Source organism: Polaromonas sp. LjRoot131 (genome assembly GCF_964252805.1).
Classification (GTDB): domain Bacteria; phylum Pseudomonadota; class Gammaproteobacteria; order Burkholderiales; family Burkholderiaceae_C; genus Polaromonas.
Genome location: NZ_CAXUPF020000002.1, coordinates 221275 through 232959 on the forward strand (window position 1 = coordinate 221275; position 11685 = coordinate 232959).

Below are 11685 nucleotides of genomic sequence, written 5' to 3' on the forward strand. Positions count from 1 at the left end.
CTTATTTCCTCTCCCCTTGGGAGAGGGTTAGGGTGAGGGCCGGCGGCCTCCAACCAAGCAAGGCGAAACACTAACGCCGCGAGCCCTCATCCCAACCTTCTCCCAGAGGGAGAAGGAGCAACCCCGGTCAGGCCAGGAAGGCGGCCACCTGCTTCAGCACCTCGTCGTCCTTGAGGATCTTGCGGTGGCCCAGGCCTTCGGTGGCCAGCAGGCGCGCGCCGGCAATCGCTTCGGTGTAGGCCACGCCGTCGGCGAAGCGGTTGATGCTGTCTTGCCGGTCATGCACCACCAGTGTGGGCAGGCTGATGCGCGGCCCGACGGCCGCGGGCTCGAACTGCGGCATCAAAATGCCTTCGCGCGCCTCGATGCGCCGCTGCATGGCCGCGCGCGTCGCCTCGCTGAGGCCGAACACGTGGGCAAACAGCCGCGTGTATTCGAGCGGTGAGGCCGGCGGCGCCAGCAGCACCAGGCGGCCGGCCGCCAGCCCGCGGCTGGCCGCGTACGCGCCGGCATTGGCCGACAGCGAATGTGCCACCACCGCGCGCAGGGTGTGGCCCTGCTGCTGCAGCCGCGCCGTCACGTACTCCAGCACGCGCGCGAACTGCGGCAGGTTGCTGACCGAGCCGCGGCTGCGGCCGTGCGCCGGCATCTCGACGATCACGGGGCGCAGGCCTTGCGCGCTGAGCTGGTCGGCCAGTGCCAGCATCTGCCCGGCATGGCCGCCCCAGCCGTGCACCAGCAGCACCACCGGGCCGTGCGGCGCGACGGGGCGCGAATACAGCGTGAGGCTGGCGTCTTCAAACGGCCATTGCTCGATGTGCCAGTCGGGGCTCCAGCCGCGGCGGCGGCTGATCCATTTGGGCGGCAGCGGCGTGCCGAACAGCCGGTAGGCCGCGCGTACGGCCAGCGACGGCCACAGCTGCTGCGAGGCGCCCAGGCCCCAGCGGAAGATGCGCGTCAGGGGGCTGGCGTTATAGAAGGCCGAGGTGGCCTGCAGGGAAGTGCGAGTCATGGCATGGGCTCTTTCGCGGTTGCGGTTTTTCAGTACCAGACCCAGTCTTCGTTGCTGCGCGGCAAGCCGCGCAGCGAAGCCAGGGCCGCCGTCACGGCGCGAGCGCCGAAAAACACACCTAGGGCAATGATCAGGATCAACATGATTTCCTCATTTCTACGCACAGTCGTGCGAAATTAGAATTTACCGACACATCAGGAGATGGCGTGGCTGCCCTCTCTCCGCGCTTTTCTGTCTCTTTATTGTGGGGTGCTCGCCTCGGTCTGGTAGCTTCGCAGCAGGCGCTTCCAGGATGCCTGGGCCCGGTCGGCGGCGCGGCTGTCGCGCAGGAAACGGGCATCGTGCAACAAGCCCATGGACAGGGCGTAAATCTCGGCCACCAGCTGCTCGGCGTCGGTGTCGGCCTGCAGGTGGCCGGCCTCGACGGCCTGCAGCACGGTGCGCCGCAAGGCGGCACGCCAGCGCGTGATCTCACCCAGCAGCGTGTCGCGCAACTCGCCTTCGCGGTCGTCCAGCTCGAAGGCGCCCGCGGTGTAAATACAGCCCGACTGGATTTCCACGTCGCGCATGCGCACGATCCAGCGCTGCACGATGGCGTCCAGGCGCGGCAGGCCCTTGGGCTGCTGCATGGCGGGCACGAACACGTCCGCGATGAAGCGCCGGCCGAATTCCTCGATCACGGCTTTCTGCAAGGCCTCGCGCGAGCCTATGCGCGAGAACACGCCGCTCTTGGAAATACCGATGCGGTCCGCCACCGCCTGAAGCGTGATGGCCTCCAGGCCCTCCGCGGCGGCCAGGTCTATGCCCGCGCCAATGATGGCGGCGCGGGTCATTTCGCTTTTCTGGGTTTTGGCGTCCATGGCGCGAATATAGCACGATTGTGCGAAAGAGTAATCCCCTCCTGAAAACCCGGTTTTTGACGCGCTTGGGCGTTTTTTAACAGGCGGCCACGCAATCGATCTCAATGTCAAACTGGCCCGGCCAGGCAGGCACGCAGACAAAAATCCGGGCTGGCGGATCCTGGGGGAAGTAGCGGGCGTAAATGGTATTCACCGCAGCGAACTTCTCCACTGAGGTGCAATACACGTTGCATTTAAGCACCTGGCCCAGCGAGGAGCCCGCCGTTTCCAGGCAGAGTTTCAGCTGCTCCAGCACCAGCTCGGTCTGGCGTTCGAGAGAGGCATGGATGACCTCGCCCGTGGCCGGGTCAAACGGCGGCAGGCCCGATACGTAAACGGTGTCGTCATGGCGCGTGACGACCGAGGTGGGCGCCTTCCAGCGCTCCAGCCAGGTGGAAAGGGGTTCGACGCGAATGATTTCTTTGGCCATGGCGGTGTTCCGGGTGGAGTGGCGGGGTACGGTTGTCTTTGTACCCCGCAGCGGCATGGCCATGCTTCGCGCCAGGACGAAGCATGGGTGCCGCTAACGGCGGCGCCTGGCAGGCGTCGCCTGCTTTTTGGGCAGCAGCCCCACAGCCGCCCTGGCCAGGGTATCGGCTTCGCGGTTGCGGTGGCGTGGGATCCACACCAGCCGCGCTGACGCGAAAGACCGCAACTCGGCGCGCACCTCGTCAAACAGCGGGACCAGGCGCAAAAAGGGTTCGAGAGCGGTCCCGGACAGCTGCTCCACGACCACGCTGTTGTCGCAGTGAACGACCAGCTCGGTGGCTCCACGCCGTCTGGCTTCCTGCAGCGCCGCCATCAATGCGCGCAGCTCCGCCTCGTTATTGCAGCCCCGGCCCTCCGCTTGGGTAGACAGCGAATGCCGCCTGCCGTCAGGCGCCGTGAGCACCGCGCCCAAACCCATGCGGCCGGGGTTGGGCACGGCGCTGCCGTCGCAGTGGATCGTCCACGGCGCGTCCTCAGGCCGCATCGCGGGCCTCTTGCACCAGTGACACCACAAACTCCAGGAAGGCCCGGGTCTTGGCCGGCGGGTGGTGGCGCGACGGATGCAGTGCGTAGAGCGGGAAGTGCTCATCGGGCCAATCGGGAAACAGTTCCACGAGCCTGCCGCTCGCCAGCAAGGCCTCCGAGCCCAGCGTCATGATCTGCGCGATGCCGTAACCCGCCAGGCAGGCGCTCAGCAGCGTCCCCGCATCGTTGACGGTCAGGCGCCCGCCGGGCCAGATCTCAATCTTTTTGCGCTTGCGATGGAATTCCCAACTAAAGGGTTTGCCGGTTTCGGGATTCCGGAAGTCGATGCAGACATGCGAGGAGCCGTGGTCCAGTTCCTGCGGCGTCATCGGGCGGCCGTATTTCTTGAGGTAAGCGGGGCTCGCGACGGTCGCCATGCGCGAATCGAGCAGGCGGCGATACACCAGGCTGGAGGATGCGGGGTTGCCGAAGCGCACCGCCAGGTCAAAACCGTCCGCCACCATGTCGCCGAGCTGGTCTCTGGTCACCAGGTCCAGCTGCAGCTCCGGGTAGCGGGCCATGAAAGACCCGAGCCGCGGCCCCAGCACCAGCCGCGAAAAGAAAGGGTCCACATTCACGCGCAGGCGCCCGCGCACCGCCGTCGCGCCGCCCGCGGCGTTGGCTGCGGCCTCTTCCAGGCCCGCCATCAGCGGCATGACCTGCTCGTAAAAACGGCGGCCCTCGTCGGTCAGGGAAATGGCGCGAGTGGTCCGGTCGAACAGGCGTATGCCCAATCGCGCCTCCAGGCGCGCCACGGCGCGGCTCACGCCGGGCTGCGACATCTCGAGCTGCTCGCCCGCGGCGGCAAAGGTGCCGGCGTCGACGATGGCCGCAAACACGCCCATGCCGTTGAGCACGCGTTCGTCAAATCCCGTCATACATGCCTGTCAGTCATGAATCAAATGCCATTCATGTTATCGCCAAATGAATCGCCTGTGCCCAGAATTCGTCCCATCGCGGCGTGTGCCGCAGCAACCAAGGAATGGACATGTATGTGATCACGGGAATTACCGGCAAGGTGGGTGGCGTCGTCGCGCGGACTTTGCTGGCGGCAGGCAAGCCGGTGCGGGCCGTCGTGCGCGACCCGGCCAGGCGCCAGGCGTGGGCTGAACAGGGTTGCGATGCAGCCCTCGCCGACATGAACGACGAGGCGTCGCTCACACAGGCCTTTATGGGGGCCGAGGCGGTGTTTGTGCTGCTGCCGCCGCATTTCGACCCTACACCCGGCTTCACCGAAACGCGCCGCATCGTCGCCGCGCTGCACGGCGCCCTGGCGGCCGCGCGGCCGGCGCGCGTGGTCTGCATCTCGACGGTGGGCGCGCAGGCGATACAGCCCAACCTGTTGAGCCAGCTGGGCCTGCTGGAGCAAGGTCTGGGCGAACTGCCCATGCCGATCACTTTTTTACGCCCGGCCTGGTTTATGGAAAACGCCGCGTGGGACGTAGCCCCCGCGCGTGCGAGCGGCATCATCCCCAGCTTCCTGCAGCCGCTGGACCGCACGATTCCCATGGTCGCTACCGCCGACGTGGGGCGCACGGCAGCGGGGCTTTTGCAGGAGTCCTGGGATAGCCACCGCGTCGTCGAGCTTGAGGGGCCCGCGCGCTATTCGCCGAACGACATCGCCGCCGGCCTGGCCCGCCTGCTGCGCACCGACGTGCGGGCCGAAGCGGTGCCGCGCGAGACCTGGCAGGCCAGTTTCAGCGCGCAGGGCATGAAGAACCCGGAGCCGCGCATGCGCATGCTCGACGGCTTCAACGAAGGCTGGCTGGATTTCGAGCACACGCCGCGCAAGGGCGCCGTGGAACTCGATACGGTGTTGCGCGCCCTGGTGTAGGCGGGCGCAAAGCCGGGAAGGGTGCTATTTCCAGCCCGGCAGTGCCGGTTCGCAGGAGGCCGCGGATGGGTCGGCCACGGCCGGTGAGGGAACCGACATCAGCCATCCGCGCAGCGTCCTGATCACCCGGCGATCGCAGGCCTGGCTGAGGACCTGTGCCCGCTCCATCTTCTCGGCCTCGCCTTCGGGGTAGCGCACCGTGCGAAAGGCGTGCGCATCGCCGGCGGCGGGCTGAGCCGTCTCGCGCAACGCCAGGGCCAGTGAATGCGCCAGCAGGCTTGCGCTTTCAGCCTTGAGCGCCGCGCCCGCGTTGTCCTTCCAGTAGCGCTCCATGTCAGGCGCCATCCGGGCCTGGGACACCACGCGTACGGTGAACTGGTAAAGCGGCTTGTTGGTTTCACCGGGCGGGTACACCGACACGAGGTGGTCCAGCACCAGGGCCCGCTGGTCCTGCGTCATCGAGAAGACGGGCAGGCTTTCCACCACCCAGCCCGTGCCGCGTGCCTGCGCCGGGCCGGCCAGCGCCTTGGAACCGCCCCACGGCGTCTTGTCCAGCGCGGCCTGCATCAACTCGGTGTGTTTGTAGTCGTTCAGCATCGGCCGGTAAGGCCGCAGCACCATGTCCGCCTTATCCTGCAGCGCCTGCTTCGCGCGATCGATCTGGGAGTCCGCCAGCAAACCGTGCGTGATGATCGCCGCCGCGAATATGCCCGCGTTGGGTCCGGGATACAGCGTGAGGTTATCCCGGCCTGCGGACATATCCATGCTGGCCCGGCCCCGGAAGACCACGGCCTCTTCCGTGGGCGGGAACAGCGTCCATGGGGCGTCGGCCGGTACGGCGTGGGCCGGCGACAAGCCCAGGCCCGCGAGGGCCACGATGGCCGCGCCGAGGAAAGCTGCCTGCCGGTGCTTCATGGGCGCTGTTTCAATTGGCCAGCGGCCGGAGGAAGTTGTCCTTGCCGATCTCCAGCGCCTGGTAATAGGCGTTGGTCAGGCCGGGAAACGCCGTGGGCTCGTCCCATTTGCCCTCGGCGCTTTTGGCCACGTAGACCGGCAGGTACCACTCATAGGTGTTGGTCGTGAGGTTGACCATATAGCCCGTGCCGCGCACCAGCGCCTTGGGGTCGTTGGTGGCGATGTAGCCCGAATAATTCCTGACAAAGCCCACGGAGTGGACCTCAAGCACCAGCAGGCTGTCGACGCCGTACTTCTGTTTGAGCGGCGCGAAGTCCTTGGTCGCGGCATTGCGGGTGCCTGGGCTGGTGTCCTGCAGGGACTTGATGTCCAGCGGCTCCTCGATGACGATGGCGTTCACGCCCTTCTGGCGCAGCGCGGCGACGGCCTTGTCCTTCAGGCTGGGAAAGTCTTCCAGAGTCAGGGTGGCCGCATGTTTGTTCAGGGTGGAATTGGCCGCGTTGGCCGTGATGATGCACAGCAGGCAGATGTTCCCGTTCACATGCACTTCCGCCTTGGGCAAGGCGGTCATGGCCACGCCGACTCGCTGGTTGCTTGACTTCAGCGCGGCCGGCGAAAAACTCACCGGCGACTGGGCCTTGTTGGTGGCGCAACCCGCAAGGAACAGGGCAGCCGCAGCCGCCAGAAGGGCTGAAGAGCGAAAAGACATGGAGCGTATCCAGGAGTGACAGACACTGGGAATATAAGCGACGGCCTGCTTGCCCATTCCCGGCCGGCCCTGGCCGACTTGGTTTATGGTTGTGCCCATGTTCCAGATACGCCATTACCAGAACTGGCTACAGGCCACACGCGGTCTGTCCTTCGACAACTACGATGCCTTGTGGCGCTGGTCGGTCAGCGACCTGGACGCCTTCTGGCAAAGCATTTGGGATTTTTTTGAGGTCCAGTCGCCCACGCCGCACACGGCCGTGCTGGGCCGGCGCAGCATGCCCGGGGCTGAATGGTTTCCCGGCGCGCAGGGCAACTACGCGCAGCAGGTGTTCCGCCACGCGGTAGCCGCCGAAGCGGCCGGCGTGCCCGCCATCCTGAGCCATGGCGAAGCCAGCCTCGCGAAAGGCGAGGCGGCGCGCGAACTCGGCTGGGCCGAGATGCGCCGGCAGGCGGCCTCGCTGGCCCTGCACCTCAAAGCGCAAGGTGTACAGCCCGGCGACCGCGTGGCGGCCTACCTGCCCAACACGCCTGAAACCATGGTCGCCTTTCTCGCGACGGTCAGCCTGGGCGCCGTCTGGAGCGTCTGCGCGCCCGACATGGGCACGCCCGCCGTGCTGGACCGTTTTCGCCAGATCGCGCCCAAGGTGCTGATCGCCTGCAACGGCGTGCACTACGGCGGGCGCGACATGGCGCGCGGCGAGGCGGTGGCCGAACTGTTCGCGGCCCTGCCCAGCGTCACGCATGTGCTGATCCACGAGATTCTTCCGGCCTCCGATGTGCCGGCAGGCAGCGCGAGCTTCGCGCAAGCCGTCGCGCGCGACGATGCCCAGACCAAGGCCTTCGAGCCGCTCTGGCTGCCTTTCGACCATCCGCTGTGGATCGTTTATTCCAGCGGCACCACCGGCCTGCCCAAACCCATCGTCCACGGCCATGGTGGCGTGGCCTTGGTGGGGCTGGCGCTGCTGCGCCTGCACAACGACCTGGCGCCCAGCCATGCCGACCCCGCCAATCCCGAGCGCTTTCACTGGTACAGCTCCACCGGCTGGATCATGTGGAACGTGCAGGCCGCCAGCCTGCTCAACGGCACCACTTGCTGCATCTACGACGGCAACCCGGCCGGCACCAACAAGGACAAGCCCGACTGGACCACCTTGTGGCGCTTTGTCGCGAACACCCGCGCCACCTTCTTCGGCGCGGGCGCGGCTTTTTTTGCCAACTGCATGAAGGCTGGCATTGACCTTGAGCAATGCGGGGACCTGAGCCGGCTGCGCACACTGGGAACCACGGGCTCACCGCTGAGCGAAGACACGCAGCGATGGGGAACCGCGCAATTCGAAAAGATCGGAATATCGAATATCTGGTGGTGCAATATTTCTGGCGGCACCGACTTTGCCGGTGCGTTTATCGGCGGCAACCGCGAGTTGCCCGTGGTCCCCGGCGAAATGCAATGCCGCATCCTGGGCTGCGCCGTCGAGGCCTGGAACGACAAGGGCGAGTCCGTCGTCGACGAGGTCGGCGAACTGGTCTGCACGCAACCGCTGCCGTCCATGCCGCTCTACTTCGTCGGCGATCAAGACAACCAGCGTTATCTCGCCAGCTACTTCGACACCTACCCCGGTGTCTGGCGGCACGGCGACTGGCTCAAGGTCACGCCTTCTGGCAGCTGCATCATCTACGGCCGCAGCGACGCCACCATCAACCGCCACGGCCTGCGCATGGGCACCAGCGAGCTCTACAGCGCCATCGAGGCCCTGCCCGAAGTGCTGGACTCCATGGTGGTCGACCTCGAATACCTGGGCCGTGAAAGTTATATGCCGCTCTTTGTCGTGCTGCGGCCCGGTCAGGCACTGGACGAGGCGATGAAGGCCAAACTCAACCAGGCCGTCAAGACCGCGCTGTCGCCGCGTTTTGTGCCCAACGAAATCTTTGCCGTGCCCGAGATTCCGCGCACGCTCTCGGGCAAGAAGCAGGAACTGCCGATCAAGAAGCTGCTGCTGGGCCAGCCGCTGGAGAAGGTGGTGAACCGCGACGCGATGGCCAACCCCGCTTGCCTGGACTGGTATGTGGCCTTCGCGAATCAGCGTGCGGGCGCCAACGCCCCCAGGTAGGTGCGCACCTTCTCATCCTGCGCCAGCGTGTCGAAATCCGGCGCTTCACTGATCGCGCCCTTCTGCACAAAGATAAAACGCTCACAGCATTGCCGCAGGATGTCGACGTGATAAGGCTCGTTCGGGTGCAGGCATAAAAACACCAGCCGGCCGTTGGCCTTGAGCTTGGCGAAGAAATCCAGCATGAAGCCGATGTAGCCGTCCTGCGTGTTGAACTGCGGCTCGTCGAACAGGTGCACCAGCGGCGAATCGCTTTGCGCGTGCGCCAGCATGAAGTCGGGTTTGGTCTTTTGAAACGAGCGCACCTGGTAGGACTGGTGGTAGTGGATCGCCAGCCGGTCGCGCTCGCGCGTGCGCACCTGGTGGATGTCCTGGCCGTTGACCAGCACACGGCCCGCGCTGGGCAGGTTGCTGCCGGTGATCAGCTCGAACAGCGTGGTCTTGCCGGAGCCGTTGGGCCCCATGACACCGACCACGCAGGGTTTGTGCACCTCGAAATCGGCGTTCAATGAAAAGGTCGTGGTCTTGCGGAAGAGGCCGCGCTGGTATTGCTTGGCGACGTTCTCGACACGTAAAAGTGGATGGCTCATGCTGGCTCAGACTCCCAAAAGCTGCCGGCACAAGGCGGCGTCGTTGCGCAGGTCGGCCGCGGGGCCCTCGTGGACGATCACGCCCTGGTTCATCACATAGGCGCGGTCGGCCACCTGCAGCGCGCTTTGCACGTTCTGCTCGACCACCAGCACCGCGATGCCTTCGGCCTTGAGCCGGCTGATGGTTTTCATCACGTCCTGCACCACCTTGGGCGCCAGGCCCTGGCTGGGTTCGTCAAAGAGCACCAGACCGGGCGAGCCCAGCAGCGCGCGCGAGATCGCCACCATTTGCATCTCGCCGCCCGAGAGGTTTTCGCACTCGCGGTGCATCAGGTATTCGAGCGCGCTGAAGATTTCAAAACATTCTTTCTCGTGCCAGGACCGGAAACGTGTGGCCTTGCGCGCTATCGCCAGGTTGCGCGCCACCGTCAGCGTCGGGAAGATGCGCCTGTCGTCGGGCACCCAGCCCATGCCGGCTTTGGCGATCTCGTGCGTGGGCAAGCGTGTGATGTCGCGCGCGTCGAAGGCGATGTTTCCCTTGCGCGGCGGCGTCAGGCCCAGCACGGAGCGCAGCAGCGTGGTTTTACCCGCGCCGTTGGGGCCCAGCAGCGCCACCACTTCACCGGCGCCGACCTTGAGCGACACGTCGAACAGCACCTGCGTTTCGCCGTAAAACGTGTCTATGCGTTCCACGGCCAGCATGTCGGCCGGCTGAGACACGGTCTGGATGACGGATTTCAGCACCGCGCTCATGCCAGCGCTCCCAGGTTGGAGCGGCGCACCCATTCGTTTTGCCGCAGCTGGTCGGGCGTGCCCTGGCTGATGACCTGGCCCCAGTGGATGACGGAGATCTGGTCGGCGAGCTTGAAAAGAAAGTTCATGTCGTGTTCGATGATCACTATCGTGAGCTGGCGCTTGAGTTCTTTCACCAGATCCATCAGGCGCGCCGTACCCTCGGCACCCAGGCCGGCGGTGGGTTCGTCGAGGAAGAGCATGCGCGGCTCGGCCGCCAGCGCCACGCCGATCTCCAGCGCGCGGCGCTCGCCGTAAGACAGGCTGCTGGCCGGCGTGCGCTCCTTGCCCTTGAGGCCCACGCGTTCAAGGATGGCGGCGGCCAGTTGCTGCGCCGTGCTGTCGGCGCCCAGGTCGCGCCAGGGGTTGAAGCCCTGTTTGCGCACATGCGGGGTGGCCACCAGCACGTTGTCGAGCGCGGTGTAGCTGTCGAACAAATTCATGATCTGGAAGGAACGCGACACGCCCTTGCGCGCAATCTCGCGCGGCGACAGGCCGGTGATGTCCTCGCCGGCGAAGGTCACGCGGCCGCGGTCGGGCTTGTAGCGGCCCGTCAGCACGTTGAAGCAGGTGGTCTTGCCCGCGCCGTTGGGGCCCATGATGCCGTTGAGCTGGCCCTCCTCGAAACTGAGCGTGATGTCTTGCAGCACCACCTGGGCGCCAAAACGTTTGGAAAGGCCGCTGGCCTCGAAGAGTTTCACAGCGCACCTCCCGCGTGCACCGGCTTGGCCGGCGCGTTGCGCCGCGGCCTGGCCCTCCACGCCTGCCATGCGCCGGCGACGCCTTCGGGCTTGAACAAGACCATGGCCATGAAGATCAGCCCGTACCAGAGCAGCCAGGTCTCGGTGTAGGCGCCCAGCAGGTCGCGCGCCAGGATAAAAAAGGTCGCGCCTATGACGGGGCCCCAAAAACTCACCAGCCCGCCGCCTATCAGCACCATCATCACGACAAAACCCGAGTTGTGCAGGCTCATGACGTTGGGGTAGGCCGACTGCTGCGCCATGGCGAACAGCGCGCCGGCCAAGCCTGCGACGGCGGTGGAGATCGTGAAGGCCAGCCACTTGTAGAGCCAGACGTTGTAGCCTACAAAGGCCGCGCGCATTTCGTTCTGCTTGATGGCGCTGAAGATGCGGCCCAGCGGCGAATGAATCAGCCGCCACAGGCCCAGCAGCACCCCCGCGAACAGCGCCAGGCAAAAGAAAAAGAGGGCGTTGTTGCCCGAAAGGTTGAAGGACACAAAACCGAAATCGGCCGGCAGGCGCTTGATGTTGAGCAGCCCGTCTTCACCGCCCGTGACGGTATGCCATTTATTGGCGATGAACCAGAACACCTGGCCGAAAGCGATGGTGAGCAGCGCGTAATAAATGCCGCGCCGGTGCGAGATGAACAGCGCCACCAGCGCGCCCAGCGCCGCCGTCACCAGCACCGCGCCGGCCAGGTCGAACCACAGGTTGGGCCAGACCTTGAGCTGCAGCAGGCCGAAGGCGTAGGCGCCCGTGCCGAAGAAGGCACCGTGCCCGAAGGAGGGCAGGCCGGTGAAGCCCAGCAGCAGGTTGTAGCCCAGCGCGAACAGCACCCAGATCATGATTTCCAGGGCCAGGTATTGGTACAGCCCGACGCGGCCAACCCACAGCGGTGTGGACAGCAGCACCAGCAGGGTGGCGAGCATCGGCAGGGGAATCAGCGGCGCGCGGCCGGAGGCGAGTTGCATGGGGACCTTGTCTCTTCAGTTTTTATGGGTGAGGGAGTCGGGCTTGAAAAACAGCTGCTGAAAACAGCGACGGAAAAAGGGCTGGACAAAACAGAATAT

The 11685-nt window shown here is 65.6% G+C and carries 13 protein-coding genes; 2 read left to right on the forward strand and 11 right to left on the reverse strand.

Annotation, left to right across the window (positions count from 1 at the left end):
- Positions 1 to 127 precede the first annotated feature (127 nt).
- The 5 genes from ACSQ27_RS11475 to ACSQ27_RS11495 all read right to left on the reverse strand — a co-directional run bounded on the left by ACSQ27_RS11475 (position 128) and on the right by ACSQ27_RS11495 (position 3803).
- Positions 128 to 1012, reverse strand: coding sequence for an alpha/beta hydrolase (locus ACSQ27_RS11475; protein ID WP_436155633.1), 885 nt, complete (start codon positions 1010 to 1012; stop codon positions 128 to 130).
- Positions 1013 to 1251: 239 nt separating this feature from the next.
- Positions 1252 to 1872: a TetR/AcrR family transcriptional regulator gene (locus tag ACSQ27_RS11480; RefSeq protein WP_436155634.1), complete on the reverse strand. Its 621-nt coding sequence runs from the start codon at positions 1870 to 1872 to the stop codon at positions 1252 to 1254.
- Positions 1873 to 1948: 76 nt separating this feature from the next.
- Positions 1949 to 2341, reverse strand: a complete 393-nt coding sequence (locus tag ACSQ27_RS11485) for a RidA family protein (RefSeq protein ID WP_436155635.1) — start codon at positions 2339 to 2341, stop codon at positions 1949 to 1951.
- Between the two features lie 93 nt (positions 2342 to 2434).
- The gene (locus tag ACSQ27_RS11490; protein WP_436155636.1) at positions 2435 to 2884 is read right to left on the reverse strand and encodes a ribonuclease HI family protein; all 450 of its coding nucleotides are present in this window, start codon (positions 2882 to 2884) and stop codon (positions 2435 to 2437) included.
- Positions 2874 to 3803, reverse strand: coding sequence for a LysR family transcriptional regulator (locus tag ACSQ27_RS11495; RefSeq protein WP_436155637.1), 930 nt, complete (start codon positions 3801 to 3803; stop codon positions 2874 to 2876). The genes ACSQ27_RS11490 and ACSQ27_RS11495 overlap by 11 nt, the downstream gene beginning before the upstream one ends.
- A gap of 110 nt (positions 3804 to 3913) precedes the next feature.
- Here ACSQ27_RS11495 and ACSQ27_RS11500 point away from each other — a divergent pair, with 110 nt between their 5' ends.
- Positions 3914 to 4759, forward strand: coding sequence for an NmrA family NAD(P)-binding protein (locus ACSQ27_RS11500; RefSeq protein WP_436155638.1), 846 nt, complete (start codon positions 3914 to 3916; stop codon positions 4757 to 4759).
- Between the two features lie 24 nt (positions 4760 to 4783).
- Here ACSQ27_RS11500 and ACSQ27_RS11505 read toward each other — a convergent pair whose 3' ends face one another.
- A complete protein-coding gene (locus tag ACSQ27_RS11505; protein WP_436155639.1) occupies positions 4784 to 5674 on the reverse strand; it encodes a hypothetical protein in 891 nt (296 codons plus the stop codon).
- A gap of 10 nt (positions 5675 to 5684) precedes the next feature.
- Positions 5685 to 6383 (reverse strand): hypothetical protein, encoded by a 699-nt coding sequence (locus ACSQ27_RS11510; RefSeq protein ID WP_436155640.1) that lies wholly within the window; start codon positions 6381 to 6383, stop codon positions 5685 to 5687.
- Between the two features lie 97 nt (positions 6384 to 6480).
- Here ACSQ27_RS11510 and ACSQ27_RS11515 point away from each other — a divergent pair, with 97 nt between their 5' ends.
- Entirely contained in the window at positions 6481 to 8493 is a 2013-nt protein-coding gene (locus ACSQ27_RS11515; protein ID WP_436155641.1) for an acetoacetate--CoA ligase, read from the forward strand.
- Here the strand turns inward: ACSQ27_RS11515 and ACSQ27_RS11520 are convergent.
- The 4 genes from ACSQ27_RS11520 to ACSQ27_RS11535 are packed head-to-tail and all read right to left on the reverse strand — an operon-like array spanning position 8463 to position 11586.
- Entirely contained in the window at positions 8463 to 9083 is a 621-nt protein-coding gene (locus tag ACSQ27_RS11520) for an ATP-binding cassette domain-containing protein (RefSeq protein ID WP_436155642.1), read from the reverse strand. The two genes, ACSQ27_RS11515 and ACSQ27_RS11520, sit on opposite strands and share 31 nt — an antisense overlap.
- Positions 9084 to 9089: 6 nt before the next feature.
- A complete protein-coding gene (locus ACSQ27_RS11525) occupies positions 9090 to 9836 on the reverse strand; it encodes an ABC transporter ATP-binding protein (protein WP_436155643.1) in 747 nt (248 codons plus the stop codon).
- Positions 9833 to 10576: an ABC transporter ATP-binding protein gene (locus tag ACSQ27_RS11530; RefSeq protein WP_436155644.1), complete on the reverse strand. Its 744-nt coding sequence runs from the start codon at positions 10574 to 10576 to the stop codon at positions 9833 to 9835. The genes ACSQ27_RS11525 and ACSQ27_RS11530 overlap by 4 nt, the downstream gene beginning before the upstream one ends.
- Positions 10573 to 11586, reverse strand: coding sequence for a branched-chain amino acid ABC transporter permease (locus ACSQ27_RS11535; RefSeq protein WP_436155645.1), 1014 nt, complete (start codon positions 11584 to 11586; stop codon positions 10573 to 10575). The genes ACSQ27_RS11530 and ACSQ27_RS11535 overlap by 4 nt, the downstream gene beginning before the upstream one ends.
- Between the last annotated feature and the right edge of the window lie 99 nt (positions 11587 to 11685).

Bases quoted from the DNA above. Each gene is read 5' to 3' on its own strand.
- ACSQ27_RS11475 (WP_436155633.1), bottom strand. From the start codon at position 1,012: ATGACTCGCACTTCCCTGCAGGCCACCTCGGCCTTCTATAACGCCAGC.
- ACSQ27_RS11480 (WP_436155634.1), bottom strand. From the start codon at position 1,872: ATGGACGCCAAAACCCAGAAAAGCGAAATGACCCGCGCCGCCATCATT.
- ACSQ27_RS11485 (WP_436155635.1), bottom strand. From the start codon at position 2,341: ATGGCCAAAGAAATCATTCGCGTCGAACCCCTTTCCACCTGGCTGGAG.
- ACSQ27_RS11490 (WP_436155636.1), bottom strand. From the start codon at position 2,884: ATGCGGCCTGAGGACGCGCCGTGGACGATCCACTGCGACGGCAGCGCC.
- ACSQ27_RS11495 (WP_436155637.1), bottom strand. From the start codon at position 3,803: ATGACGGGATTTGACGAACGCGTGCTCAACGGCATGGGCGTGTTTGCG.
- ACSQ27_RS11500 (WP_436155638.1), top strand. From the start codon at position 3,914: ATGTATGTGATCACGGGAATTACCGGCAAGGTGGGTGGCGTCGTCGCG.
- ACSQ27_RS11505 (WP_436155639.1), bottom strand. From the start codon at position 5,674: ATGAAGCACCGGCAGGCAGCTTTCCTCGGCGCGGCCATCGTGGCCCTC.
- ACSQ27_RS11510 (WP_436155640.1), bottom strand. From the start codon at position 6,383: ATGTCTTTTCGCTCTTCAGCCCTTCTGGCGGCTGCGGCTGCCCTGTTC.
- ACSQ27_RS11515 (WP_436155641.1), top strand. From the start codon at position 6,481: ATGTTCCAGATACGCCATTACCAGAACTGGCTACAGGCCACACGCGGT.
- ACSQ27_RS11520 (WP_436155642.1), bottom strand. From the start codon at position 9,083: ATGAGCCATCCACTTTTACGTGTCGAGAACGTCGCCAAGCAATACCAG.
- ACSQ27_RS11525 (WP_436155643.1), bottom strand. From the start codon at position 9,836: ATGAGCGCGGTGCTGAAATCCGTCATCCAGACCGTGTCTCAGCCGGCC.
- ACSQ27_RS11535 (WP_436155645.1), bottom strand. From the start codon at position 11,586: ATGCAACTCGCCTCCGGCCGCGCGCCGCTGATTCCCCTGCCGATGCTC.